The organism is candidate division WOR-3 bacterium (genome assembly GCA_039804025.1).
In the GTDB taxonomy this organism is placed as follows: Bacteria; Hydrothermota; Hydrothermia; order Hydrothermales; family JAJRUZ01; genus JBCNVI01.
Genome location: JBDRZP010000007.1, coordinates 16,968 through 43,302 on the forward strand (window position 1 = coordinate 16,968; position 26,335 = coordinate 43,302).

The following is a 26,335-nucleotide window of genomic DNA, read 5'->3' on the forward strand; positions in this document are numbered from 1 at the left end:
AATTTACTTCCTCAAACTTTCAGTGAATTCTAATCCTTTCTCAGTTAAAACATAAAGTGGTTTTCCATTCCTCTTTTTAGGTAAAGAATAAATAAAATTTTTTTTTCTAAACTTCTGTAAAAAGGTTGAGGGATTTTTTGATATTTTCCATTTCATTATTTTATAGATTGATTTTATATCAGAAAGTGTAAAGGATTTTCTTCCAAAATTCTCATAATAGAATCTCGCAGCAAGTAACATTTTTTCAGTATTACTTTTTATTTTAAAATTTTTAAAATAATCCTTTGTTTTTTCTAAATCACTCTCTTCTAACTTGATTTTTTCTTTTTCAAAATATTTCTCTTTTTCAATATACTTCTCTTCAGGAAACTTTTTAAAAAAAGTTTTTAAAAATTCCTTAAATTTTCTTTCAACAAAATCCCTGTCACCCTGAATTTCTAACTCTAAATTTCCTTCCTTAATTCTTATAAGATATGTTGACATTATTTTCTCCCTTATGGATTTATGGAATAGAACCTTTAAAAAGCAGTATATTATAATAACTTATGAAGATTTTTTTTTCAATTAAGGTTCAAATCCTCTTATTAAAAAGAAGGGTAAAAAATGATTAGAATAGATGAACTTACAAGAGAAGGAGAGCTGTATGAGGTTTTAGACAACAAAAAAGTAAGATGTTATGCCTGTGCCCATAAATGTGTTATATTTGAGGGTAAAAGGGGAATCTGCCAGGTTAGATTTAACATTGATGGAAAACTTTATGTTCCTTTTAATTATGTTTCAGGACTTCAAAATGATCCTATTGAAAAAAAACCCTTTTTTCATTTTTTACCAGGTTCTTATGCTTTAACCTTTGGTATGCTTGGTTGTGACTTTCACTGTCCGTATTGCCAAAACTGGATAACATCACAAGCTTTTAAAGATGAAAGAGCTATCCTTTATTATGAGGAAATAACACCGGAAGAGATAGTAAAAATAGCACTTTTAAAGGGTTCAAAAAGTATAATTTCTTCCTATAATGAACCACTTATAACAACAGAATGGGCAAAGGAAATTTTTAAATTAGCAAAAGAAAAAGGTCTTAAAACAGGTTATGTTTCTAATGGTTATGTAACTGATGAGGTTTTGGATTATCTTACCGGTTTAATTGATGCCTATAAAATTGATCTAAAAAGTTTTAAAGAAGAAAATTACAGGATTTTAGGTGGAAAACTTAAATATGTTCTTGAAGGGATTGAAAAAGTTTTTAAAAGGGGATTATGGCTTGAAATTGTCACACTTATTGTTCCCGATTACAATGATTCTGAAGAGGAATTAAGAGAGATTGCAAAGTTTATTAAAAGTTTATCACCTTTTATTCCATGGCATGTTACTGCCTTTCATCCTGATTATAAAATGCAAGATCGTGATAGAACCTCTGTTAGAAAAATAATAAGAGCAAGGGAAATTGGACTTGAAGAGGGTCTTAAATTTGTATATGGAGGAAATGTTTGGGGTTTTCCTGAAATTGAAAGCACCTATTGTCCTTCTTGTGGAGAAATGCTTATTAAAAGGGAAATATTTCTTGTTTTAGAAAATAAAATTAAAAATGGGAAATGCCCAAAATGTAAAACTGAAATTAAAGGAATATGGAATTAAATTTTCCTATAAAAACCGTTGATTTAAAAAGATATTACGGCAAAGTCTGTGCTCTTGATGGTGTTTCAATAGAGGTTAAAGAGGGAGAAATTTTCGGTCTTTTAGGTCCTAATGGAGCAGGTAAAACAACCTTTATAAGAATTCTAACAACCTTACTTTTACCTTCTTCAGGAAAGGCTTATGTTTTGGGTTATGATGTGGAAAAGGATTTTAGAGAAATAAGAAAAAGAATAAATATGGTATCAGGAGGTGAAGAGATAGGTTATGGAATTTTAACCCTTGAGGAGACCCTTTTTTTATTTTCCCAATTCTATGGAATTTCAATTAAAGAAACAAGAAGAAGAATAAAAGAACTTTCACAATTACTTAACTTAGAACCCCATCTAAAAAAAAGAGTATCAAGACTTTCAACAGGATTAAGGCAAAGGATGAATATAGCAAGGGGATTTATAAATAATCCTCAAGTAATATTTCTTGATGAGCCAACAATGGGACTTGATGTTGAGTCAAGTATTGAGGTTAGACGATTCATTAAAAAATGGGTAAGAGAAAACAAGGGAAAAACAATACTTCTAACAACCCATAACATGTTTGAAGCAGATGAGTTATGTGATAGAATAGCAATAATAAATAAGGGAAAAATCCTTGCCTGTGACACACCTCAAGGGTTAAAGGAAATGGTAAAAAAGGAAGATATATATGAATTTGAAATAAGAGCAAGGGAATATGAGCTTGAAAAAACTTCTGAATTATCAATATTAGAAAAAAAGAAATTGGAAGGTGAAAGAATATACATTAAAATAAGAGCTCAAAAAAATCTACCTTTTGAAAAAATTATAAATGAGATAAAGAGGAATAAAGAGGAGATACTTTCTTTTAAAAAAATTGAACCAACTCTTGAAGAGGTATTTGTTAAACTTGTTGGTAAAACTTTTGAAGAGATTGAAAAAGAAAAATGAAAAAATTTAAGGAATCTCTTTCAATAAATATAAGAGCAATATTAGCAAGAGCCTATGTTAGAATAGTTGCAACCCACAGGGAAGGTTCTTGGATTTTTTTATATGGTTTAACAGGTCTTATTTCAATAGCCTCCTACATTTTTTTATACAGAAATCTTGGAGCAAAAAAGGTATTTGAAGGATTTGTTATAATAGGTGGTTTTGTTTTAGCTTTCTGGATAAATGTTTTATGGAGTATAGCCTCACAGCTATACTGGGAAAAACTTTCAGGTAATTTAAGATACTTTATAATAGCACCTTGTTCAAAAATGTCAATTTTAATTGGAATGTCAATAGGTGGAATTTATATGATTTTATTCAGATCTATATTTATTCTTTTTACTGCTTTTATAATTTTTAAAACACCATTAAAACTTTTTAATCCTTTTCTTGCAATTTTAACATTTTTTATTACTCTTTTTGGACTCTATGGGCTTGGTATGTCTTTTTCTTCTTTATATCTGCTATGGGGAAGGGAGGCTTGGCACTTATCTAATCTCTTTCAAGAGCCTGTTTATGCAATTTCTGGTTTATATTATCCGATAAAAGTTTTACCAATTTTTATTATTTTTGTAGCTTCTCTTATCCCCCTTACCCTTGGTCTTGATGCTATGAGGCATGCTTTTTTCGGAAAAGAAGCAGAGGGAATTTTAAACATTTATATTGAAATTTTAATACTTACAATTTTATCAGTGATTTTTCTTTTACTTTCTTACTATGCTTTAATAAAGATGGAAACAATAGCAAGAAAATGGGGAACACTTATTGAGAGATGGCAATAGTAAGATTTCTTTACTCTTCTTTTCTATTAGCTTTCAAGGTTGAATCAAACTGGACAAGACCTTTCTGGTTTTTCTTTTATCATGCAATAAGACCCTTTTCTACAGTTATTCTGGTTTTATTCATGTATAAGGCTATACTTGGTTTTGATTTTGAAAATCCCTATTTCCCCTTTTTATATACTGGAACGGTTTTCTGGACTTTTATTCAGAATTCAATATTTGGAATTTCATGGAGTATTCTCGGTGATAGGGAATTTTATCAGACTTTAAAGTATATGGTAACTTTACCTTTCCCCTATTCATTAAATTTATTTGGTAGATTCTTAGCCTATTTAGTTCTTTCAATATTTTCAGTGACAATTCTTTTATTAGCAGGAAAGATAATATTCAAAGTAAATTATTTAATTGGACCTTTATTTTTTATATATTTTTTTTCAGCAATACCATTATTTTTCTCATCAGGTTTACTTTTTTCATCTCTTTTACTTATTTATCCCAGGTATGCTTTTTTTATTCAGGAACTCTTTTCAGGAGTATTGTTTTTAATTTCAGGAGTTATTTATCCTGTTAAAATTCTTCCTTATCCCTTAAATCTAATTGCAGCATATTCACCTGTTACAATATGGCTTGATGGTTTGAGGAAAAGCCTTGGATTAAAGCTTTTTTCCCAGGAGATTTTTAATCCTGAAAATGTTTCCTTTATTTTTATATTTTTCTTATTTTCTTTTTTCTTTTCCATTATCTCAATTTACCTTTTTAATCTCTCGGAAAATATGGCAAGGAAAAAGGGGCTCCTTGAAGAAACAACAGGCGGTTGAAGTTTTAATATGGAAATAATAAATGAAATAAATGAAAAAAGAAGAAGATATGTAGATGATTTTCTTTCCTTTATACCGATTTATGAGGATAAAAAAAGGGAAATTGCCTTAAAAAATTTACTTTTAAAAAATAGAAAATTTATCAAAAACAAGATATGTGTAGAAGCAGGTGCAGGTAAGGGAATTTTTTCAAAATTTATGGTTCTTTTAGGAGCAAAAAGAGTTTATGCTGTGGAAGAGAGCTTTTACCTTTATAAAATTTTAAAAGAAAATGTAAAAGATGAGAAAAAAATAATTCCGGTAAATAAAAAAATAGAAGATTTTTTGCCTGATGAAGAAATTGATTTACTTTTCCAGGAGTTTTATGGTTCTCTTCTTTTTGATGAATCCCTTTTAGCTCTTGAAAAAATAAGATTTAAACCTAAGAGGGTAATACCTGATGGTGGTGCTTTATGGTGTATGATTTTAAAAGAAAAGGAAATTATGGAAAAAGATAAGATATATGAAAAAAATTGGAAAGAAATTTTAAAAAATGTTTTAGTATCTGACCTTTTTCCTTACATAAAATTTAAGCCACATTTTAAAATATTTGAATGGAATTACGGGAAAGATTTTCCTAAATTTATTAAATTTGAATTAAAAAGAAAAGGTGATTTTCTTGTATTTTCATCAGAAATAAAAGATAAAGGGAAAAGTATTTTAAAAACATGGGAAACGGATACCTGGTCTTTAATTTATACGCCGATTAATGGAAAAAAATTCCTTTTTGAGTTTAATTATGAAAATGCTTTTACGGAGATTAAATTCAAATGGATATAAAGTCAAAAAAGTATTTAAAAATGAAAAATCTTGAAATTTTTATAATTTTATTTTATTATTACATGTAAGGCATATAGGGTCTAATTCCCTTAAAAATATCATAAATATTATGAATTTTTTATTTTTATTCTTTTTTATATCTCAAATGAGTGAAGGTTTAAAAATAAACTTTCATACAGCAAGTTTTGAGCCAATTACTGAAGGTGTCCCTATATTCTCTTCTCAGTTGGATGGGAATTTTAATCCAGGTTTAAATTATGTAGTTATACAGTTTTCAGAAATCCCGACTCCAGAAGAAAGAAAAAATATTGGTGCAAGTTATGGTATTAAATTTACTCCCTGGTATATCCATGAGAATGCTTTTATTGTAAGTTTCGTTTCAGACAACCCATTAAAAAAGATAGAAGAAATAAAGGAAATAAGAAATGTGCGAAGTGTCTTTCTTTACAAACCAGCTTTTAAATTTACGAAAGATGCCTGGGAACTATTTACTACACAACCTGATTTAAGAGACAAATTTTATGTTCAGGTTTTTCACGATTCTTTACTAATGGATGCTGTAAATCAGGTTATCAATCTTGGAGGTGAAATATTATTCATCGGAAAAAGAGATTTAGAAGAGGCAAAACATCTTGCAAGATTTGGATTTATAATAGAAGCAGGGAAACTCGCACAGATTGCAAATAATAGTGGAGTTTTTGTTATCGGAAGATTATATGAAAAGAATGTTTTTAATGATGCTTCAAGATGGGTAATTCAGACAAATCTCTCAGTTGATACATCTATATGGGCTCGTGGAATTAGAGGTGAGGGAGTTATAATAGGGCATAATGACAACGGACTTGACCCAAACCATTGTTTCTTTAATGGAACTATAGACGGTCAGCCAAAAATTGTAAGACTTTTTGATTATAACGGTGGAGGTTTTGCAAACGGGGATCATGGAACTCATACTGCAGGAAGTGCACTTGGTGGAACTGATCAGCAGAGCACAAATAAACAATATAAAGGAATGGCTAAAAGGGCAAGACTTGTATCACAGGAACCATTAGCTCCTGACCCTCCTGGCTTTTACAGTGTCCTTCTTGACGCATATAGTGAAGGAGCAAGAATACATACAAATAGTTGGGGTTATCAATGTAATGCTATTTTAAATTATTGTGGAACAGGTGGATACGAATTAGAGGCTCTTGATATTGATAATTTTGTATGGAATTATATTGATATGACCGTATTTTTTGCAGCAGCAAATGGTGGAGATTGTGTATCCCCTTGGACTTGTGGAAATGTAAGAAGAATATCCTGTCCTGCAACTGCAAAAAATGATATAACAGTTGTTGCAACAAGAAGAGCAAACAATCAGGAATATAAGACAACATGGAGTTCCTTTGGGGCACCGAATAATCGTGGTGATTACAGGTTTGGAACGGATTTAACTGCCCCTGGTGAGAATGTCAACTCTGCTGATAATAATACAGCATGTGGTATTGTTCAAATGTCAGGGACATCAATGGCAACTCCAACAGCAGCAGGGGCAGGAGCACTTGTTGTTCAATATTATAAAGAAGGATGGTATGGAAACGGAACAAAGAACTCTGCACCTTCATGGAATCCCTCATCAGCACTTGTAAGGGCTACTCTTTTAGCATCTTGTAGGGATATGCTTTATGATGTTGATGATGATGAGTATGGACCAGCAAATTCAGGAGTCCCAAATATTTATGAGGGTGCAGGAAGAATAACTCTTGAAGATGCTTTGTGGTTTGGTGAGACAAGAAAACTTGCCTTTGTTGATGGTGACTTACCATACGGAGATAATCAGTTTAATACTGGTGATTCAATTGTTTACACAATAAATGTTCTTGGAAGCTCTATACCATTAATAATTATTCTTTCATGGATTGATTATGTGGGGACAGCAAATACATATCCAGTTATAGTTAATAACCTAAATTTAAAGGTGGTTGATCCTTCCGGAAACACATATAAGGGGAATGTTACATCCAATGGATGGTCTGTTCCAAATACTGGCTCTTTTGATGCACTTAATACCTGGGAACTCTTCAAATTACAGAACCCTTCAACAGGGGAATGGAAAATAATAGTTAAAGGTGCTAATATACCTCAGCCCAAGCCTGCAGGAATAAAATATCCTTTTGCAATTGTTGTCACAGGTAATTTTGACCAAATTTCAAAACTTGGAACTACTGAAAGTTTTCTTATTCTCTCTTCTTTAAAAGAAGGGATTCTTTTAAATCTTAACTTCTTTGAAAAAATTTCAGAAATTTTGATCTTTAAAAAGGAAGAAAAAGAGAAAAACTTCTCCCTTATTTTAAAAGAAGAAAACCCTTTAGCACCCTACAGATTTGTTGATAGGAATGTAAAAATCGGGAATACTTATGAATATAAAGTGATGGTAATTTCAGGAAGCGGAAATCAGTGGTTTGGTCCAGTTTCAATAAAGTATGATTACTTAACAAGTGAAATCAAAGCTTTTTCACAAATTTCCGGTTCAAAACTTAAGTTAAATCTATACCTTGAAGAAGAGGACGAAATAGAACTCTATCTTAAAGACCCCTCTGGTAGAAATGTTAAAAAGATTCTTGAAAATAGATTTTCAAAAGGAAACCACTCCTTAGTTTTTGACCTTTCAAATTACAGAATACCAAGCGGAATTTATTTTCTGAATATTAAAGGTAAAAGTGGAATTGATTTCAAGATTAAAATAAGTGTTTTATACTAAAATTTCCACAAAACCTAAAAAGATAAACTGTAAGGAAAATTTATAATACTATTTCTTCAAACCTTCTACTCTTTGGTATCTGGCTTTTTATTTTGTTTTCCCTTTTAATACCAATTCCAAGGCATATTCCATCATAAACAAGAACTTTAAAACCATCCCTTTCTTTATCTGAAATTTCAATATCAAAACCCTTTAAAATTTTTATCGCATCTTCAGAATTTTTAATTTCATAAATATTTTTCTTAATAAATGGAAAAACAAGCTGAACAAAATTTGTTGTCAGTTTGTATTCATTATTATGCAATCTTGCTATACGCATACCCTCCCTGAAAGAATGAGGAATTTCAAATTTTTCAAAATCTTCTGATAAAAGCCATATATCATTCTTTAATTTAAAAATTTTATCATCAAAATAAGATTCATCTATTCCAAAATATTCTTTAAGAAATTTTAAAAACCTTCTAACCTCAGAATTATCCCTTTTTAAAAGTTTTCTATACTCTTTTTTTAAAACATAATCCTTTTCTTTTTTTAGTTTATCTATTTTCTTCATTTTAACAATAAAAAAACCCTCCATTTTTGATTTATGAGGCCATATCCTGATAGCTTTTTCAATTTCTTTTGAAAACTTTTTATCCCTATATTCAGTTATACCCCTTTCCTCATTTATGTTAAGTTTATCAATTTTCATCACTTCTACTGGGTAACTTTTTAAAATCTCATCAATAAGTTCTTCATTTTCTTCAACTGTTAAGGTGCAGGTTGAATAAACAATTTCACCTCCTACCTTTAAAGCCTTTATTGCTGAAACAAGAAGTTTTTTTTGAATAATTTTATAAAAATTAACCTCCCTTTCATTCCACCAGGAAAGAACCTCCTTTGCTTTATGGAGAGTTCCCATACTTGAACAGGGAGCATCAACGAGAATTTTATCAAAACTTTCAAAATAAAATTTTCCAAATTGGACTCCATCCATCATAGTTATGGCAGTATTAATAAGACCAATTCTATCAATGTTATGGGTTAAAGCTTTTATTCTTGGTAAATGAATATCATTACAAACAAGAACACCTTTATTTTCCATAATTTCACCAATCTGAGTTGCCTTAGAACCAGGAGCAGAAGCAATATCAAGTATAAATTGACCTTTTTCAGGTTTTAGAATCTTTACAGGTAAAAGAGAAGATTTTTCCTGTATGTAAAAAAGACCTGCGTAGTGTTCAAGTGTTTTACCTATTTCGTATGGTTCATAAATAACTTCAAAGGAATTTTCATAAAGAGGGTTTTCTTTTAATATAAAGCCTTTCTTTATTAATCTTTCCTTCAAAAAATTTTTATCAGTTTTTAAAATATTAACTCTTAAAGTTTTAGGGAATTCATCCTTAACAGATTCAAAAAATTCCTTTGTTTCCTTAGAACCAATGAGTTTAACAAGGTAAGAATAAAAGGAGGTATTTTCAAACAAGATTTCTTGCAAGTTCCCTTATGTTAAGAGCACTTTCCTTTATTTTTATTGCAGAGTTTATTACCTTTAAATCTTCCGTTTTCTGAGAAATTGTATTTGCTTCTTTTAAAATTTCCTGTCCATAAAAATCCAGTTTTTTACCCCATGGTCCATCTTTATTTTTTAAAATTCTCATAATACTTTTTATATGAGAGCCTATTCTAACAATTTCCTCATTTATTTTCTCACCATTCATCTTTTCTAAATTAAACCCAATTTTTTTTATTTCCCTTTCAATTGCTTTTTTTATTTCTTCTCCCTCCTTTAATCTTTTTTCTTCAAGTTCTATTAGGGCTTTTTTTAAAAGTCTTTTTAAAAGTATCCATATTCTTTTTTCAGGATAAATAAATTTAACAAGACCAGGAATTTTGAATGGGTCAATGGTAAATAGTAAATTCTTTTTACTTTTAAGTTTTATATCTTTAATTAAATTTTCATTAATTTTGAATCTCAATCCTGTTTCGGGAAAATTAATTTTAACTATGAATTTTCCATCCTTTAAATTTTTTTCAAGAAAATTTCTTACCTTTGCTTCTATTCCAGGGATTTCTGGCTGTAAAATAACTTTAAACTCAGAACCTAATGAATTTAAAGATATAATTTCAAGTTTACAGAAAATATTACCTTCTCTTCCCGATTTCGTGCTTACACCTGTCATACTTTTTATTCCCTTTTTAATTTTCATTCCATTAAAACATATTCAAAAAGTAAATCAGATATAAAGAAATAAAGAACATCAAAGAAAAAAAGAAAGAAAACATAGTTTAAATTAAAAATTTTCTCTTCAAGCAAAAGAGTTAAACTTTTTGTGACTGAGATGAAAGGAGGAACAAATAGGGGTAATAAAATTATAGGTAATAAAAATTCCCTTGCTTTTGATGAGAAAGTGAGAAAGGATAAAAGTGTCCCCAGAATTGAAAACCCAAAGGAAAATAAAATTAGAATTATAAAAAAGGGTAAAAAGGGGGGAAAATCAACATTAAGGAAAATTGAGAAAATTACCATTAAAATAAAACCTGAAATTAGCTGAAATAGAAACATGGAAAGGGTTTTTGAAATGAAGATATAATTTCTCGGAATAGGAAATGTTAAAAGAGAGTATATTCCACCAGTTTCAAATTCCATTGAACTTATTCTTTCAAATCCAATCATTCCTGCAAAAATAAAGGATAAAAAGTAGAAAAAGGAAAAAAGCTTTAAATCTTCAATTCTTTCAATTCCAAAACTCAAAAGAAAAAGTAATAAAAAGGAGAAAAGAAGGTAAGGTATAATTATTTCTTTTGTTCTAAATTCAAGTAAGATATCTTTTTTAATTAAATGGATTATATACTTCAAAAATCAAACTACCTCAAGTTTTCTTAAACACTTTGTGCATACTCTAACTTTTTTAATTTTTCCGTTTATTTTTGCCCTTCTTGTGTGTAAATTAACCTTAAATTTTCTTGGTGTGACCCTGTGAGAATGGGAAATTTGTCTTCCAATAATTGTTTTTTTTCCACAGATTTCACATTGCATTGCCATTTTTCTTCCTCCTTTAATTTTTAATTATAATAAAAATAAATAAAATTTTCAACCTGAAAGAAGAAGTTTAGTACCAGAGGAACATATAAGGAAATTGATAAAAAAATAGCATTCTTAAAAGATAAAGTATTTTATTTATCTTCTCTCACCCTTTGCCCATAGGTGATTTCTTACAAAAATTGTTCTGTAATATAAAATATTTTTAACCCTAAATAAATCTTTATTTTAAAATTAAAATTTAACAATAGTGAATATCCTTTGCACTTATTTTAGGAATTCTTGCTTTAATCCAACCCCTATCTTATTTTACAAATAAACTCATACAAAATGAGAATAAAAGAGCAAAGAAAATTACTGGGAGACAGAAAGGATGTTTGATGAGGTAAATAAAACCTGAAATAATTCTATCATAAGTTATTAAAAGATCTTAATTAATTGAACTATCTTAAATGTCTTATAATTTCCAATACTTCTCTATGTCTTTCCTCTGCATTCTTTTCCATAACTCTTAAAGTCTCATCCATTTTATAAAGCATCTCACTTATTTTTTCTAAAATCTCTGATTGCTTATTTAGAATTTCTGTGTGCCTATTTATCGTTTCTGATTGCTTATTTAACATTTCTGCCATCTTATTTAACATTTCTGTTTGCTTATTTAACATTTCAGTTTGTTTATTTAGCATTTCAGTTTGCTTATTTAGCATTTCTGATTGCTTATTTAGCATTTCAGTTTGCTTATTTAGCATTTCTGATTGCTTATTTAATGTTTCTGTTTGCTTGTTTAATATTTCTGATTGCTTATTTAATGTTTCTGTTTGCTTGTTTAATATTTCAGTCTGTTTGTTTAGCATTTCAGTATGTTTATTTAAAATTTCATTCTGTTTATTTAGCATTTCATTTTGTTTACTTATCATTTCCTTCATCCATCTGCCATTACTCCATGCAAGATAAGTTAAAACTCCTGCAAGAAGGGTCAGTCCTATTCCAAATATTTCCATAGTATAAAATTATAAAGAAAAAATGCATTAAATACCAATTTTATTAGAATACCCTTCCTTTTTCTTTCTCCTAATTTTAATTTATTTTCCAGTTTACCTTGTGATTATAACTTTAAAAGGTTTATTCTCTTTGTTATATTTTAAAAAGTAAATGCCAGAGCAAATTCCATCAATGGATAATGAAATTCTTGAATTTGATTTGCTCACTCTATAAGTTCTAACTTTCTCACCAAGAACATTATAAAGTTCAAATTGACTTATTTTATCTTTAATCAAATGATTTGATTCAATCTTTATCTCATTTTTAACAACATTACCTAATAACCTGAATTCTTCTTTTGAAAAATCGTTTTCCTCTATTCCATATCCATAAAACTTGTAAATCTGTAAACCAGCATAATAATCAGCTACATAGGCGTAATTTTCTGAAACATAAACACCTTCTGCCCATTCAGGTGTCTGATAGTATCCTACTTCATATGGTGAAGAAGGATTTGAAACATTTATTATCCTTAAACCAGAATTCCCATCAGCAACATAGGCATAATTGTCTGAAACATAAACACCCTGTGCATAGCCAGGTGTATCATAATATCCTACTTCATATGGTGAAGAAGGATTTGAAATATCTATTATCCTTAAACCAGAACCTCCATCAGCAACATAGGCATAATTGCTCGAAACATAAACACCCTGTGCATAGCCAGGTGTATCATAATATCCTACTTCATATGGTGAAGAAGGATTTGAAATATCTATTATCCTTAAACCAGCCCTCTCATCAGCAACATAGGCATAATTGCTCGAAACATAAACACCTAATGCAGCTCCAGGTGTATCATAATATCCTACTTCATATGGTGAAAAAGAATTTGAAACATCTATTATCCTTAAACCAGAACCCTTATCAGCAACATAGGCATAATTGCCCGAAACATAAACACCTATTGCATCGTCAGGTGTATAATAATATCCTACTTCATATGGTGAAGAAGGATTTGAAATATCTATTATCCTTAAACCAGCATAATAATCAGCAACATAGGCATAATTGCTTGAAATATAAACACCTAATGCAGCTCCAGGTGTATCATAATATCCTACTTCATATGGTGAAAAAGGATTTGAAACATTTATTATCCTTAAACCAGCCCTCCCATCAGCAACATAGGCATAATTGCTCGAAACATAAACACCTATTGCATCGTCAGGTGTATAATAATATCCTACTTCATATGGTGAAGAAGGATTTGAAACATTTATTATCCTTAAACCAGAATTCCCATCAGCAACATAGGCATAATTGTCTGAAACATAAACACCCTGTGCAGCTCCAGGTGTATCATAATATCCTACTTCATATGGTGAAGAAGAATTTGAAACATCTATTATCCTTAAACCAGAACCTCCATCAGCAACATAGGCGTAATTGCCTGAAACATAAACACCCCATGCCCAGCCAGGTGTATAATAATATCCTACTTCATATGGTGAAGAAGGATTTGAAACATCTATTATCCTTAAACCAGAAATTCCATCAGCAACATAGGCGTAATTGCCTGAAATATGAACACCTAATGGATAGCCAGGTGTATTATAATATCCTACTTCATATGGTGAAGAAGGATTTGAAACATTTATTATCCTTAAACCAGCATAATAATCAGTAACATAGGCGTAATTGCCTGAAACATAAACACCATAAGAATAGCTAGGTGTAAAATAATGACCAAGTTTGATTGGATTTGACGCATCTGTAACATCCCATATTTCAAGTCCACCTTGTTCTGTTGCAATATACAATCTCTTATTTACTGGTTCATAAAAAAGTCCCCAAACAAATCCCCTTGTATAAATTTTTTCTGAAACTTTTTGAGGATTAGAAGGATTTGAAACATTTAAAATATATACACCACCACCTGAACCCAAAAATACAAGGTTCCTTGAAGGATCAAAAGAAACTGCAAAAGAAGGACCAAATGGCCAGTTGCCTATGAATCGGACATTCATTGAATCAAAACCTGCCTTTACTTCAATTTCAGAAGGAGGAAACAATTTCCAGGGCTTATAATTAATTCCGGTATTTATCAAATTTATAAGTATGAATACCAACATTATTTATACCTCCTTATTTAACAATTAAATTTTACTTAAAATTTATAAAAAAATCTATAAAAAAATCAAATAAAAGTTTAGAATACCATAACATTTTAGACTTATAAAGATTATATTTTTAAATTTTTAAAAAATAATCGAAGGGAGAAAAATTATTTAAAGATTTATGGGTTTATATTGAATTTTTCTGGCTCAATAAGATTAAAAGAAATGCTTACTACAAAATGTTCTAGATTTTGCTTTTTTCATAAATATACCGCAACCTTTTTAACTCCAAAAGCATCTTTTGTTGCCTATTTTTCAAAAAATTTTATAGCAATCTCCATTAATTTTTCCCCTCTATAATTATTTTTTACACTTTTTTTCATATTTTAATCTTAAAGGAATTTTTGCGCACCCTAAAGGGTGCGGCTACCATAAAATTATAGAATATGGGAATAAATGTTAAAAATTTTCAAAAATGGTAATTAATGAATAACTTTAATAGATTTTTATACTTTGAAAGTATTATCTAATGAATTTTAGAAAGGTAAAAAATATTATAGTCATAACACCTATCTGTCCTACCCAGAATATAAACATCCATTTTATTATGTTCGCATAAGTTTTTGAAATTTTTTCATTAAATTCAACTCTTAATTTTGAAATCTCCTCAGTAATTCTTTTATCAATTTTTGCAGTTTCCTCAGTTATCCTTTTATCAAGTCTTGCACTTTCTTCAGTTATCCTTTTATCAAGTCTTGCGATATCTTCAGATTTTAATTTGTTAATCTCTTCAGTTATCCTTTTATCAAGTCTTGAGATATCTTCGGCTCTTAATTTATTAATCTCTTCAGTTAATCTCCTTTCATATTTTTCAGTCTGTAGCTCAATTAAATCAATTTTCAGTTTTTCATTAGAGGCATTTAAAAGCTCAATTAATGCATCAACCCCATCTTCCCCAAGCTTCTCCCTTAAAACCTTTGGAATAGTTATTATTTTCATAATTTAAATTATAAAGAAAAGATACGAAAAATTCAAATATTTAAATCTTCTTGATTTTAATTTTTCTATAAATATACCGTAAACCTTTTTAACTCCAAAAAAAACATCTTTTTCTATATTGTCGCAATTTAAATATACAGAAAAAATATTAAAAAAAGGATAAAAACTAAAAGAAATATTAAAATCGGAGATATTCCAAGGGGAGTTAATAAATAACCGAATATAAAGGCAAAAGATGCAACAAAAACACTGTAAGGCAATTGGGTTCTAACATGATCGATGTGATCACAGGAAGAAAAAATTGAACTCATTATAGTTGTATCTGATATTGGTGAACAATGATCTCCAAAAATTGCACCATCAAGGATAGAGGCAAGAGTCATAATCGTTGTAATTCCATAGACATTTCCATCAAGAGCAAAGGCAACAGGTCCTGCTATGGGAATAATTATTGCCATTGTTCCCCAGCTTGTTCCTGTTGCAAAAGAAGTAAGACATGAAACTAAAAATGTAAGAGCAGGAAAAATTTTAGGAGAAATAATTCCTTTAAAAATATTTATGAGATACTCTGCAGTTTTTAATTCAAGACAGACATTTTTAAGAGACCAGGCAAGAACTAAAATTGTAATGGGTAAATAGGAAGAAAAAGCACCCTTTACTGAATAATAAAAATTTTTTTTAAAACTCAAACCACTATTTATTTTTGAAATTAATAAAGCACTTATTAACCCAAAGAAAGAGCTAACTAATAAAACAAATATATTGTTTTCTGCATTAGTTATAACTTTAAGCCATACATAGGGATTAAAAAAATTAAAAATATTTTCCCTTAAATAAAATAAACCTTTACCATCAAGCCATAACCCGGAAAGAAGGGTTAAAAATAAAATGAAAACAGGAATTATAAAGGTCATTAAAGAAGACCTTGCACTTTCATCCTCCCTTATTCTTTCAAAACCTTTAGAAGAAAGAGGAACAGCTCCATCATTCAAAAGTTTTCCTTCTTTTTCTGCCCTCTCCTCTGCTTTTTTCATTGGACCGAAATCTTTCCCTTTTAAAGTCAAAATTAAAATAAAAATTATCATGAAAAGACAGTAAAATCTATATTTAAATACATCAAGAAATATTGAATAACCGTCCTTTAAAATTCCCACACTTTTTGCAAATTCAGAAAATAATCCCACTTCATATCCAATCCATGTGCTTATAAGGGCAATCCCTGCAACAGGAGCAGATGTGGCATCAACTAAAAAAGCAAGTTTTTCCCTTGAAATTTTAAATTTATCTGTTATAGGTCTTGCAGAAGTTCCAACAACCATTGTATTTGCATAATCATCAATAAAGACAATAAGTCCAAGAAGAAATGTAATAAATTGAGCCCTTTTTTTTGTCTTTGCAAATCTTATCAAATAATTAACAAGAGAGCTAAATCCACCTGAAGCTGTTATAACACTGATCATTGACATAATAAAAACAACAAAAAGGAGAATTTCAATATTTGTAATATTAAAGAGAGAATTTGTTATAAAACTTAAAGATTTTATTAAAAAAAATTCCGTATCTCTAAAAAGCATACCACCAATAATAACTGATAAAAATAAACTCATTAAAAGTTTTCTTGAAATAAGAGTAAGTATAATTGCCAAAAAAGGGGGTAAAACACTTAAAAATTCCCTCTCTCCATCTATTTTGAAAAAAATTTTTAAAAAAAGAAAAAGGAAAAAAACAAAAAAATGAAAAAAGTAATTTTTTAAAAATTTCATTTTATAGATAAAATAAAAATTATAAAAATTGGAACAAATAAGGAAAGTAAAAAACCATTTATAATTGATAGCAAAAGATATTCTTTACCACCCCACTTTATTATAACAGGAAGAGTGGTATCAACTGTTGTAGCACCACCTGATGCAATTAAAGAGCTTTTACCAAAAATCCTTATAAGGAAAGGAGCAAAAATAATTGTTTCAATTTCTCTTAAAAGGTTAGTCATTAATGTTATAATCCCAAAAAACTCACCTTTTATTTCTGAAACAAGAATACTTGATAGACTGTAATAACCCATTCCTGACACAATGGTTATCCCCTCTTTTATTGGAAATCTAAATATTAAAAAAACAAAAAAAGAAAAGAAGATTGTCCCCAGAAGTGAAATAAAGGGAAATAACAGATATTTAAAATTTATATTTTTAAAAATTTCTGAAACTCTTTTTTCACTACCAATTTGAATTCCAACAAAAAAAAGAAGAATATAAAGAACATAGGTTTTATAGTCAAACTTTTGCAATTCAGTAAATGAGAAAAATTTACCTGTTAAAATACCGAAAAGGAAGAAAAAAAAGAAAAAAATTGATGTCACTTTTTTAACAAAAAATATGTAAATAAAGAACTTCCTAAAATACCTGTAATAGAAAAAATTAAAGAATAATAAAAATTTTTATTCAAATTAGATAGGATTTTTTCATCAGAACCAACTGAATAACCTATTACAAAAAGAAAAACTGCAATAAGAATATATACAATAATTTCCGAGAATTTATTTAAAAAGGCAATTTTTTTTAATAAAAAACCTATAACTATACCAGTTAAAAAAAATATGAAAATATTTATCATTAATTAAATATCTGAGAAATTACTTTACCAACAAAATGAGAAATGATAACAACTAAAGTTCCTATAATTAAATGCTCAGATACAACTTTAAGGGGGTTCTCAGACTGAATTCTGGAAAGAATATAACTTATAACTGTAAGAACAAAGAATCCCCATAAAATATTAACAATAACTGCTAAATTTAATTTTAAAAACAAAACAGGCAAAATAAAAGTAGAAGCAAATATAAATTTTGCTAAAAAGGTTGAAATTGTTGAAACCCATATTTCTTTTCCTGTATGAACATTCTCTGACTCCTCAGAAATATGAATTCCAAGAGCATCGGAAAAGGCATCTGCAATTGCAATTGTAAGAATACCTCCTATTACAGCAAGCCTTGAACTTGTACCTGAAAAAAGTCCTACCATAAGACCCATTGTTGTTATTATTCCAGAGGTCATACCAAAGGCAAAACCCACTGTTATTGAATGCCTCATAGGCTTTTAATACAATTTTTTTACTTTCACAAAAGCCGATAAATAAGTAATTTTACTTGACCAGTCAGGTGAAGGAAAATTAACATTTGGGTCAGTTGGAGAACTATCCTGGGCATGAGTATTTTCTCCACCTGTTGTAAAAACTTCAATAAAAATAGAATCAGGATTTGAAAGAAGAGAATCAGGTATTGAAAATTCTAAAAAATTACGAGAGGTGTAACCCTGCTCTCCACCTTTATTCAGAAGATTTAAATATTGCCAGGAAGAACCTTTCCATCTGCATAATTGCGCTTCTTGAAGAATATCATTTTCAGGATGCCAGACATAAAGTATATATTTTGGATAAAAGGGATTTAAAGAATCACCTGCTGCAACCCTTCTATTCCATGGGTCAGAGAAAGCTCCTGATGGGGAAATTGAATTTGTAAAAATATATATTCCAAAAGCAAGACCGTAATTAGGTCCTGAATTAACATTAAAGCCTATAAACCACTTATCATCAATATGACAAGCCCATAAAGAGTCTAAATCAAGATTTGGCTCATTAATATCATAAACAGGATCAAGACCTCTAAGATCCTGAGGTAAAAAATCATTTATTCCATCAATGATTATTGGATTCCTTACTGTACTCTTTTTCAAAACAAAGTTAATATTTTTTATTTCACTGTAATTTAAAAATAGAAAAAGAGTATCAGGAGAATAATTATTTGACATAGCAATTATTTTAAAAGAATCATCAATAAGATCATTAAACTCAAAAGAATTATTCATGGAGTCTGTTGTAAAACTTCTTAAAAGGGTATCAGAATTCTTATAGTAAAGATAAACTTTTGAAACTGGATATGGAGCATTAATTATGTCTTCAAAATTAACCTTGCCCCTAATTGTTCCTGTACCTCTTATTTTTTTAATTCTGTAAAATAATGAATCCTCAAGTAATAAAAATCTGTAAAAGCCATCCTCAGGTAAACTTGCTGATATATGTGTTCCCTCACCTGAAACAAGCTCAAGTTTTCCATAAAGTAAAGTATCTTCCCAGGAAGTTCCAAAGGAAGGATCCCATTTCTGGTCAGGAACAAATTTAAACATTATGTTTTTTTTATATTTAAATTTTTTAACTATTTCCCATCTATAGTCAGAAACAAGTTCCATAAAGGAATTTGGGTCACCTAAATTCCATCCTTGAAAATCTCCTGCAAGTTGCATTTTGCTGTAATTGGAGAGATAGTAATTACCTGGCAATTTAAAATAAGGATTTTCTCTTTTTTTACAGGATAAAAAAATTAATAAAATTATAAAAAAAAACTTTTTCATTTTACCCTTAAAATTGAATTAACATAAGGACCATTTTGAATCCTCTCAGGATTTGATGGATCAAGAATCCAGTTCACTCCATCAATTACATATTTATACTGATATACACCAGGTGGTAAAACTTTTATTATAGTCCATATACCATCACCTTTTACTCTATCACCCTTTACACCATCATCGTTCATCCTATCAATATCCGGGTTATAAACACCATTTGCAGTTCCTCCCCAGGCATTAAAATCTCCTGCAAGTGTTACATATCTTGCAGAAGGAGCATAAACTTCAAAAATTACAAACTTTTGATTCTCTCTCTTTAAAACCCTTATTTCCTCAGGAACATCTTTTTCATCAATTATCCGTGGAGGTGGAACTCTGGGTCTTATAGAATTCCACAGTGAACAGGAAAAAATCATTAAAAAGAAAAGAAAGAAAAATTTCATAATTAATTATTAAAAAAAATTTAAAGGATTTTCAATTTCAGGAATAATTATATCAAAACCTTTAAAACTTCCCTCTTTTACCCTATTCATAATTTTTTTTACCATTAAACCATTCTTTTTTAAAAAATCAGTTATTCTATCACCCTCTTTAATTGATGCTTCAAAGGGATTATAAACTACGAAAAAAATACTCCTCTTAAATTCAGGATAAAATTTCTTATATATGTTTAAATTTTCTTTAATCTTTTCATAAACTGGGTCCTTTTCAATTTTTTCACCCATAATTTTCCTCAATTCAATTATTTTTTTTCTCTGATGCAATAAAAAACTTAGAAGTTTTTTTCTCATAAGAATAAGAGAAACTATTCTTAAGGAAAGAGCTGTTGGAGGCATATCAAAAATTACTCTATCGTAATTATCAGAGAATCCCTTAATAATAAGGTCAATCATACAATCTTCTTCTATACCTGGTAAATATCTAAAATTTTCTTTTAAAGAATCTTCAAATAAAGTAAAAAGAGGAGAAAATTTTTCAATTTTCCTTGATTCCTCAAATGCTTTTTTATCTATTAGTCTTTCTATATCAGGTTCATATATAAAAATATTTTTAAACTCTTTAAATTCTTTTTTTTCTTTTAAACCGAGATAATCTGAAATGTTATGGGCAGGATCAAGAGAAAAAAGAAGAGTATTCTTTCCAAAAAATTTTGAAAGGAGTATTGAAAGAGTTGTTTTTCCTGAACCACCTTTTCCAAGAAAGAAAAAAAATTTATGAGATATCAAAAAATCCGAATACTTCTGAAAAGGGGTCATCATTAAAAAGAAAATTTTTATTTTTTATTTCCTCTACAAGATAAGGATAAATTTCAAGAAAAAAGGAAAAGGGTAGAAAAGGTGAAAGTCCAAGAAGCGGAGAAAAAGTAATCATTAAAAAAACTTTTTCTCTCTCGTATAACTCCTTTTTTATTTTAGAAAACAAAAATTTTTTAAAAGGATTTTTCATTTAAAGACTTATAAAAATTAATAAATAAAATTGAATTTAAATAAAGCATCACTAAGATCATAATAGCAATAAGAATTTTTTGATATAAATTCATAACATGTGAAGAAACAAAAGGAATAACATAAAATAAATACCATAGAAAAGCAAGAGTTACAGTTAACCAGAGAAAAAGGGAGGGCACAAGAATTAATAATTTAAGAGTGCCTTTTATTTTTAAAATTTTTATAACCCAGAGAGAAATAGTCAAAAGAGCTACAGAAGCTAAAAGCTGGTTTGCTCCACCAAAGGATGGCCATAATAAAGACCATGAACCCTGTATCGCAAGAAAAAACCCTAAAAGAACAGGTATAGAGGAAAGGAGATACTTATTTTGTAATTTAGCAAAGAAAGTTTTTTTAAGTGTTATAGGCTCCATAAGCTCCTTTAAAATATACCTTGCAATTCTACCACAAGTATCGAGTGTCGTAGTTGCAAAAGATGAAACCCATAAAGATGCAAAAATAAGTATAATTTTTTCAGAAACAAAATTAAAAGAAGAATTAACAGCTTTTGCGTAACTTTTTGCAAATATTCCTATTGGACCACCAATTTTAACAATTTCTGAAAGATAATCCTTACCAACATTTATTTCACCAATTAAATTTAAACCAAAAAGACCTATTACAAGAACAACAACAGTTGCAAGCATTCCCTCTGTAAACATAGAACCCGCACCGACAAAGAGACCTGATGTTTCTTTATCCAGCTGTTTACTTGAAGTTCCTGAACAAACAAGACAGTGAAATCCTGATAAAGAACCACATGCAATAATTAAAGGAATTGTGGGCCAGAAAGGAGAATTTCTTCCCTCTATAGCAGGTGGTGAAAAACTTGTAAAAAATGGAAAATTTATTGATTTGAAACTCAAAAAAACTGAAATCATACCTATAAATAAACCAATCCATAGAAACCAGGCATTTATATAATCTCTTGGCTGAAGCAAAACCCATACAGGAAGTGAGGAAGCAAAAATAACATAAAGAGAAAGAAAAATTAACCACATTTTATAAGGTAAATTGAGTGGGAAAAGAAAGGAAATATAAAATAAAAAGGGCATTAAAAAAAGACCTACTATAGTAACAATAACATAATTGCCCCTTAAAATTCTCAAAAGATAACCCAAAAACACCGCAAGTATAGTAAATAAAAGAAAGGCAGTTGCAACCTCTGGCTGTTTTGTAAATAAATTTGAAATGATTGAAGAAAAAGCTGCAAGAACTAAAATAAGAACAAAAAGAACAAAAAAATTAAAGAGAATCTGGGTTCTTTCACCCATAAGTTTTCCAGCTATCCATTGAATTGATTTACCCTCATATCTTACACTTGCCATAAGGGAAAGATAATCATGAACTTTACCAATAAAAACATTACCTATCCAAATCCATAAAAGAGGAAGACCATACCCCCATATCATAGCTATAGCAGGTCCTACAATAGGCCCAACACCTGCAATGGAAGCAAAGTGATGTCCAAAAAGAATAAGTTTAGGAGTAGGCACATAATCTACATCATCTCTCAGTTTGATAGCAGGAGTTTTGCTTTCTGGATCTGCTTTCACCACTTTCTTTTCGAGTATTTTCCCATAGGTAAAATAAAAAAATAGATAAATAAATCCACCGGTTAATAAAAGTAAAGTTGCCATTTTGAATTATAAAATCTTTTCTTTTACTGGTTCAAAAATAAATAAGATAAAAAACAAGAAAAACAGCAAGAAAAAAATAAGTTACAAGGTCAAGAGTTTTAAGGGAAGGAGCACCTATAAAATAAAATAAACCTAAAATAACAAAGGTTATAGTTAAAAGAATATAAAAAAATATATTTACAAATCCAAGAAAGGGAAGTAAAAATATTCCAATTGTAAAAAAAAGATAACCCAATTCTTTTTTTCTTTTCATCAAAAAGTATCTTGAAGTTCCATAAAAAAGAAAAAAAAGAAAAACAAAGAGAAAAAGAGATTTATCTACAAAATTTAAAAAATCTTTACCTGAGGAAGATGTATAGCCAAAGAGAAAAAGACCAGCAGATTCAACTGATATCTCAAGGGGTCTTATTTTAAGGGTTTTGATAAAAGTTCTATTTAAAACATAAATTGAAAAAAGAATAAAGATAATAAAAAAGTGATAAAATGATAATAAAAGGGAAAAAATAAGAGAAATTGATAATGTAAAAGGGACATAATCTAAATTTTTTCTAAAAAGAAATTTGCTTAAAGAATAAAATATCACAGGAGTTAAAATAAAAAGGGGAATAAATTTATTAAAAGGAAAATCAAAAAATTTTCCATGTTCTTCAAAAATTATCTTATAAGATGTCCAGAAACCCATAAAGGGTAAAAACAAATTTAAAAAAAGAAAATCATAATTTATAAATTTTCTCAATATATTTTCCTTATACTCTCTGAAAATTAGAAAAAATAAAAATAGAAGAAAAACAAAAAGAACTCCATATAAAATTGAAATTTTCTGAAGTTCAAAAGGGAAAACACCACCTTTCCAGAAATCCCTGTTATTGCCAGAGATTAAAATAGGGAAAATTAAAAGAAATATATAAGAAAAAATATTCAAAATAGTTAAAAAAATTATTTTATAAAATTTTTTACTGAAAGAGACAATATATAGAAAAGTAATAAAGCCCATAATGATAATTTCTATCTTAATACCTATGGGTATATGAATCAGATCCTTTAAAGAAAAACTTATATAAACAAAATCAGAGCTTTTTCTAAAAGAGAATAAAAAATTTATAAAGGGAGTAAAAACAACAAAAGAAAAAGAAGAGGTATAAAAAGATAAAATTTTTTTAAGTCTTCTGTTTATTAAAAATTTAGTAAAAAGTAAATAAATAATTAAAAGCGTAGAATAAAAAAATATAAAATAAATAACAAATATAAAAAAATGGTACAGATTCTTCAAAAAAAATTTATTTGTATCTAAAATAATAGAGAAAAAAATCTTTATTAAGATGATAGTTAGAAAATAAAAAAGAGAATATTTATAATCAGGAAATAAATTTTCTAAAAATTTTATTTTTTCCTTTAACTGAAAGGTAAAAGGGAGATTTTTCCACATTCACCCTCCTCCATCAATTTCATGGCTTTATCTATTTCTTCCATTTTTAAGGTATGGGTTATAACTTTTTTAAGGTCAAGACCTGATTCAAGAAGTTTATCAATTTTATACCATGTAGAAAAAATACCTCTTCCAGTTATTCCGTAAATTCTTATATTTTTTAGAATTACTAAATTATTCAAATCTATATTTACTTTTCCTTCAAAAATTCCAAGAAAAGAAGCTCTTCCACAAGGTGAAAGACACTTTAGCCCCTCTTCAAGAGCTTTCTGGTTTCCTGACATTTCTATGAGAACTTCAACACCTTCACCTTTTGTTTTTTCCATAATAATTTCATAAACATTTTCCTTTAAGGGATTTATAACATAATCAGCACCGAGTTCTTTTGCTTTTTTTATTCTGTATTCTTTTACCTCTGTGATAAATACAGGATAGGCACCTGAATGCTTTGCAACAAGTATAGCCATCATTCCCAGAGGCCCTGCACCAGTTATTAAAAGACTTTTACCTGAGACATCCTCTGCCAAAACTGTATCCACTGCATTACCAAAGGGTTCTTTCAAGGAAAGCACTTCTTCGGGCAAATTAATTTCATTTTTCCACAGATTAAAAGCAGGAACTTTAACATATTCAGCATAAGCACCATCTACATCTACTCCGAGAATCTTTGTGTTATAACAAACCCTATAATTACCCTTTTTGCATGCAGGACAGTTATTACAAACAAAGTGAGATTCAACCGAAACTATATCCCCTATTTTAAAATTTTTTACATCCTTTCCCATTTCAACTATTTCACCTGCTACCTCATGACCTATAATTTTGGGAATTTCAAATTTTTTACTTATCCATTCATCCCATCTATATATATGTAAATCTGTTCCACATATGGAGCATCTTTTTACTTTTAATATAACCTCATCTCTTCCAGGAACAGGTTCTTTAACATCTTTTATCTCAAAACCTCTTCCTTCTTTAGTTTTAATAATGGCTTTCATTTTTTCCCTCCTTAAGTTAAATTTATTTTTAAAAATTTAAGCAAAAATTAAGGAGCAACACTTGTTACAGCCCAGTTTGAAAAATCAACTAATATTTTCGGAAAAACTCCAAAAAATAAAATACCTGCAATACATATTATCATTGAAAGTTTAAGATTAAATGGCATATTCGTTTTAAATTCTATATCCGAATCTTCAATATAAAGTTTTTTTGCAACCATAAGATAGTAATAAAGAGCTACAATTGTGAGTATTGCTCCCCATAAAGCAAGATACCATAGTCCAGCATGAACACCAGCAAGAAACACATAAAGTTTTGCCCAGAAACCTGCAACTGGTGGAATTCCACCAAGAGATAGAAGTATTATAAGCATTGAAAGGGATAGTATAGGGGCTTTTTGGGAAAGACCTTTAAGATTCTCAATTTCAGTTTTATTAATTGTATTTCTAACAGTTTCAACAAAAAGAAAAGCTCCCATATTGGAAAAGAGATAGGTAAACAAATAAAAAATTACCATACCAAGTCCTTCTTTTGTTCCACTGGCTACTCCCACAAGTATATATCCTATATGGGCAATACTTGAATAGGCAAGCAACCTTTTAAGATTTTTTTGTGGAAGAGCAAGAAGGTTTCCAATAAACATTGAGAAAAAGGAAAGAAGGATGATTAAAAGTAAAATATCACTTCTATCTGAAGGTAAAACTTCAAAAATAATTCTGAAAATAGCAGCAAAGCCAGCTGCTTTTGGGGCAACTGCTAAAAAGGCAACATAAGGTTCAGGAGCTCCATGGTATGTATCTGGAAGCCAGGAGTGGAAAGGGAAACTTGCTATTTTAAAACCCAAACCTGCAATTAAGAAAACTATTCCAGCAGCAAAAAGTGGCGTAAAATCGCTTAAAAAGGATTTAATTTTTATAAATTCAAGAAAACCTGAAGCTCCATAGATAAAGGAGATCCCAAAAAACATTATTGCAGCAGAAAAAGCACCTACAAGAAAAAACTTAAGACCAACCTCTGGTGCCAATTCATCATATTTCCTTATAGCAGATAAAACATAAAGGGGAATACTCATCAATTCAAAAGCAACAAAAAATAAAAGAAAGTTTTTGGAAGAAACTAAGATACTCATTCCAAGAACTGAAGTTAAAATAAGTAAATAATACTCAGCCTTCCTTTTTGGAAGTTCATTTTCAACATAATGAATGCTTCCGAGGATTCCAATAAATGCAGCAGAAAAGAACAAAAGCTTAAAAGCATAGGAGAATTCATCAAAATAAAAATCTCCATAATAATTTCCAACAAAATTTTTAAAGAAAATAAACAGCAAGAGTCCGAAAAGAAGTAAAATAGAATTTAAGTAACCTATTATTTTACCTTTTCCCTTTTCAGGAATAATAAAATCTAAAACAAAAGTTAAAACCATCAGAAAAATAATATAAAATTCAATTAAAGCTACTTTTAACATT

General features: G+C 29.1%; 26 protein-coding genes. 6 read left to right on the plus strand and 20 right to left on the minus strand.

All coding sequences use genetic code 11. From position 1 onward, the window contains the following. Positions 1 to 3 precede the first annotated feature (3 nt). Positions 4 to 483 (minus strand): hypothetical protein, encoded by a 480-nt coding sequence (locus ABIN73_03695; GenBank protein ID MEO0268826.1) that lies wholly within the window; start codon positions 481 to 483, stop codon positions 4 to 6. A 120-nt stretch (positions 484 to 603) separates the two neighbouring features. Here ABIN73_03695 and amrS point away from each other — a divergent pair, with 120 nt between their 5' ends. From amrS to ABIN73_03725, 6 genes are all read left to right on the plus strand, one after another. Beyond that, complete coding sequence (gene amrS, locus ABIN73_03700) at positions 604 to 1,635, plus strand: AmmeMemoRadiSam system radical SAM enzyme (GenBank protein ID MEO0268827.1); 1,032 nt, start codon at positions 604 to 606, stop codon at positions 1,633 to 1,635. Then, on the plus strand, positions 1,626 to 2,594 hold the full coding sequence (locus ABIN73_03705) for an ATP-binding cassette domain-containing protein (GenBank protein MEO0268828.1): 969 nt from the start codon (positions 1,626 to 1,628) through the stop codon (positions 2,592 to 2,594). Before amrS ends, ABIN73_03705 begins: the two co-directional genes overlap by 10 nt. Continuing rightward, positions 2,591 to 3,415 carry an ABC transporter permease gene (locus ABIN73_03710; GenBank protein ID MEO0268829.1) on the plus strand — a complete coding sequence of 275 codons (825 nt, stop codon included), beginning with the start codon at positions 2,591 to 2,593 and terminating at the stop codon, positions 3,413 to 3,415. Before ABIN73_03705 ends, ABIN73_03710 begins: the two co-directional genes overlap by 4 nt. Further along, entirely contained in the window at positions 3,406 to 4,233 is an 828-nt protein-coding gene (locus ABIN73_03715; protein ID MEO0268830.1) for an ABC transporter permease, read from the plus strand. The genes ABIN73_03710 and ABIN73_03715 overlap by 10 nt, the downstream gene beginning before the upstream one ends. Before the next feature lie 9 nt (positions 4,234 to 4,242). After that, entirely contained in the window at positions 4,243 to 5,052 is an 810-nt protein-coding gene (locus ABIN73_03720) for a class I SAM-dependent methyltransferase (protein ID MEO0268831.1), read from the plus strand. Positions 5,053 to 5,161: 109 nt separating this feature from the next. Beyond that, complete coding sequence (locus ABIN73_03725) at positions 5,162 to 7,795, plus strand: S8 family serine peptidase (protein MEO0268832.1); 2,634 nt, start codon at positions 5,162 to 5,164, stop codon at positions 7,793 to 7,795. A gap of 40 nt (positions 7,796 to 7,835) precedes the next feature. On the opposite strand, the gene ABIN73_03730 is transcribed toward ABIN73_03725, so the two are convergent. From ABIN73_03730 to ABIN73_03820, 19 genes are all read right to left on the minus strand, one after another. After that, positions 7,836 to 9,272, minus strand: a complete 1,437-nt coding sequence (locus ABIN73_03730; protein ID MEO0268833.1) for an NOL1/NOP2/sun family putative RNA methylase — start codon at positions 9,270 to 9,272, stop codon at positions 7,836 to 7,838. Further along, on the minus strand, positions 9,253 to 9,984 hold the full coding sequence (locus ABIN73_03735; GenBank protein ID MEO0268834.1) for a DUF1732 domain-containing protein: 732 nt from the start codon (positions 9,982 to 9,984) through the stop codon (positions 9,253 to 9,255). Before ABIN73_03735 ends, ABIN73_03730 begins: the two co-directional genes overlap by 20 nt. Then, positions 9,981 to 10,634 (minus strand): heme exporter protein CcmB, encoded by a 654-nt coding sequence (locus ABIN73_03740; protein MEO0268835.1) that lies wholly within the window; start codon positions 10,632 to 10,634, stop codon positions 9,981 to 9,983. The genes ABIN73_03735 and ABIN73_03740 overlap by 4 nt, the downstream gene beginning before the upstream one ends. A 3-nt stretch (positions 10,635 to 10,637) precedes the next feature. Beyond that, entirely contained in the window at positions 10,638 to 10,820 is a 183-nt protein-coding gene (rpmB, locus tag ABIN73_03745; protein ID MEO0268836.1) for a 50S ribosomal protein L28, read from the minus strand. 440 nt (positions 10,821 to 11,260) lie between these two features. Continuing rightward, complete coding sequence (locus tag ABIN73_03750; protein MEO0268837.1) at positions 11,261 to 11,818, minus strand: hypothetical protein; 558 nt, start codon at positions 11,816 to 11,818, stop codon at positions 11,261 to 11,263. 93 nt (positions 11,819 to 11,911) lie between these two features. Further along, a complete protein-coding gene (locus ABIN73_03755; protein ID MEO0268838.1) occupies positions 11,912 to 13,933 on the minus strand; it encodes a T9SS type A sorting domain-containing protein in 2,022 nt (673 codons plus the stop codon). 507 nt (positions 13,934 to 14,440) lie between these two features. After that, a complete protein-coding gene (locus tag ABIN73_03760; GenBank protein MEO0268839.1) occupies positions 14,441 to 14,917 on the minus strand; it encodes a hypothetical protein in 477 nt (158 codons plus the stop codon). A 128-nt stretch (positions 14,918 to 15,045) separates the two neighbouring features. Then, positions 15,046 to 16,680, minus strand: coding sequence for a Na+/H+ antiporter NhaC family protein (locus tag ABIN73_03765; GenBank protein MEO0268840.1), 1,635 nt, complete (start codon positions 16,678 to 16,680; stop codon positions 15,046 to 15,048). Beyond that, complete coding sequence (locus ABIN73_03770; GenBank protein ID MEO0268841.1) at positions 16,677 to 17,273, minus strand: lysine exporter LysO family protein; 597 nt, start codon at positions 17,271 to 17,273, stop codon at positions 16,677 to 16,679. The genes ABIN73_03765 and ABIN73_03770 overlap by 4 nt, the downstream gene beginning before the upstream one ends. After that, entirely contained in the window at positions 17,270 to 17,527 is a 258-nt protein-coding gene (locus tag ABIN73_03775; GenBank protein MEO0268842.1) for a LysO family transporter, read from the minus strand. Before ABIN73_03775 ends, ABIN73_03770 begins: the two co-directional genes overlap by 4 nt. After that, positions 17,527 to 18,003: a hypothetical protein gene (locus ABIN73_03780; protein ID MEO0268843.1), complete on the minus strand. Its 477-nt coding sequence runs from the start codon at positions 18,001 to 18,003 to the stop codon at positions 17,527 to 17,529. Before ABIN73_03780 ends, ABIN73_03775 begins: the two co-directional genes overlap by 1 nt. 6 nt (positions 18,004 to 18,009) lie before the next feature. Beyond that, entirely contained in the window at positions 18,010 to 19,320 is a 1,311-nt protein-coding gene (locus ABIN73_03785; GenBank protein ID MEO0268844.1) for a hypothetical protein, read from the minus strand. Next, on the minus strand, positions 19,317 to 19,760 hold the full coding sequence (locus ABIN73_03790; GenBank protein MEO0268845.1) for a hypothetical protein: 444 nt from the start codon (positions 19,758 to 19,760) through the stop codon (positions 19,317 to 19,319). The genes ABIN73_03785 and ABIN73_03790 overlap by 4 nt, the downstream gene beginning before the upstream one ends. 9 nt (positions 19,761 to 19,769) lie before the next feature. After that, on the minus strand, positions 19,770 to 20,543 hold the full coding sequence (locus ABIN73_03795) for an ArsA-related P-loop ATPase (GenBank protein ID MEO0268846.1): 774 nt from the start codon (positions 20,541 to 20,543) through the stop codon (positions 19,770 to 19,772). Next, entirely contained in the window at positions 20,530 to 20,763 is a 234-nt protein-coding gene (locus ABIN73_03800) for a hypothetical protein (GenBank protein MEO0268847.1), read from the minus strand. Before ABIN73_03800 ends, ABIN73_03795 begins: the two co-directional genes overlap by 14 nt. Next, positions 20,747 to 22,444 carry a carbon starvation protein A gene (locus tag ABIN73_03805; GenBank protein ID MEO0268848.1) on the minus strand — a complete coding sequence of 566 codons (1,698 nt, stop codon included), beginning with the start codon at positions 22,442 to 22,444 and terminating at the stop codon, positions 20,747 to 20,749. The genes ABIN73_03800 and ABIN73_03805 overlap by 17 nt, the downstream gene beginning before the upstream one ends. A 31-nt stretch (positions 22,445 to 22,475) precedes the next feature. Then, positions 22,476 to 23,870 carry a hypothetical protein gene (locus tag ABIN73_03810; GenBank protein MEO0268849.1) on the minus strand — a complete coding sequence of 465 codons (1,395 nt, stop codon included), beginning with the start codon at positions 23,868 to 23,870 and terminating at the stop codon, positions 22,476 to 22,478. Next, positions 23,837 to 24,868 (minus strand): L-threonine 3-dehydrogenase, encoded by a 1,032-nt coding sequence (tdh, locus tag ABIN73_03815; GenBank protein ID MEO0268850.1) that lies wholly within the window; start codon positions 24,866 to 24,868, stop codon positions 23,837 to 23,839. Before tdh ends, ABIN73_03810 begins: the two co-directional genes overlap by 34 nt. Positions 24,869 to 24,915: 47 nt before the next feature. Then, a complete protein-coding gene (locus ABIN73_03820) occupies positions 24,916 to 26,334 on the minus strand; it encodes an NADH-quinone oxidoreductase subunit N (GenBank protein ID MEO0268851.1) in 1,419 nt (472 codons plus the stop codon). Position 26,335: the final 1 nt, after the last annotated feature.

Coding starts and splice junctions, on each gene's coding strand:
- ABIN73_03695 (MEO0268826.1), bottom strand. CDS start 483: ATGTCAACATATCTTATAAGAATTAAGGAAGGAAATTTAGAGTTAGAA.
- amrS (MEO0268827.1), top strand. CDS start 604: ATGATTAGAATAGATGAACTTACAAGAGAAGGAGAGCTGTATGAGGTT.
- ABIN73_03705 (MEO0268828.1), top strand. CDS start 1,626: ATGGAATTAAATTTTCCTATAAAAACCGTTGATTTAAAAAGATATTAC.
- ABIN73_03710 (MEO0268829.1), top strand. CDS start 2,591: ATGAAAAAATTTAAGGAATCTCTTTCAATAAATATAAGAGCAATATTA.
- ABIN73_03715 (MEO0268830.1), top strand. CDS start 3,406: ATGGCAATAGTAAGATTTCTTTACTCTTCTTTTCTATTAGCTTTCAAG.
- ABIN73_03720 (MEO0268831.1), top strand. CDS start 4,243: ATGGAAATAATAAATGAAATAAATGAAAAAAGAAGAAGATATGTAGAT.
- ABIN73_03725 (MEO0268832.1), top strand. CDS start 5,162: ATGAATTTTTTATTTTTATTCTTTTTTATATCTCAAATGAGTGAAGGT.
- ABIN73_03735 (MEO0268834.1), bottom strand. CDS start 9,984: ATGAAAATTAAAAAGGGAATAAAAAGTATGACAGGTGTAAGCACGAAA.
- rpmB (MEO0268836.1), bottom strand. CDS start 10,820: ATGGCAATGCAATGTGAAATCTGTGGAAAAAAAACAATTATTGGAAGA.
- ABIN73_03750 (MEO0268837.1), bottom strand. CDS start 11,818: ATGGAAATATTTGGAATAGGACTGACCCTTCTTGCAGGAGTTTTAACT.
- ABIN73_03755 (MEO0268838.1), bottom strand. CDS start 13,933: ATGTTGGTATTCATACTTATAAATTTGATAAATACCGGAATTAATTAT.
- ABIN73_03760 (MEO0268839.1), bottom strand. CDS start 14,917: ATGAAAATAATAACTATTCCAAAGGTTTTAAGGGAGAAGCTTGGGGAA.
- ABIN73_03765 (MEO0268840.1), bottom strand. CDS start 16,680: ATGAAATTTTTAAAAAATTACTTTTTTCATTTTTTTGTTTTTTTCCTT.
- ABIN73_03775 (MEO0268842.1), bottom strand. CDS start 17,527: ATGATAAATATTTTCATATTTTTTTTAACTGGTATAGTTATAGGTTTT.
- ABIN73_03780 (MEO0268843.1), bottom strand. CDS start 18,003: ATGAGGCATTCAATAACAGTGGGTTTTGCCTTTGGTATGACCTCTGGA.
- ABIN73_03785 (MEO0268844.1), bottom strand. CDS start 19,320: ATGAAAAAGTTTTTTTTTATAATTTTATTAATTTTTTTATCCTGTAAA.
- ABIN73_03790 (MEO0268845.1), bottom strand. CDS start 19,760: ATGAAATTTTTCTTTCTTTTCTTTTTAATGATTTTTTCCTGTTCACTG.
- ABIN73_03800 (MEO0268847.1), bottom strand. CDS start 20,763: ATGAAAAATCCTTTTAAAAAATTTTTGTTTTCTAAAATAAAAAAGGAG.
- ABIN73_03805 (MEO0268848.1), bottom strand. CDS start 22,444: ATGGCAACTTTACTTTTATTAACCGGTGGATTTATTTATCTATTTTTT.
- ABIN73_03810 (MEO0268849.1), bottom strand. CDS start 23,870: ATGTGGAAAAATCTCCCTTTTACCTTTCAGTTAAAGGAAAAAATAAAA.
- tdh (MEO0268850.1), bottom strand. CDS start 24,868: ATGAAAGCCATTATTAAAACTAAAGAAGGAAGAGGTTTTGAGATAAAA.
- ABIN73_03820 (MEO0268851.1), bottom strand. CDS start 26,334: ATGTTAAAAGTAGCTTTAATTGAATTTTATATTATTTTTCTGATGGTT.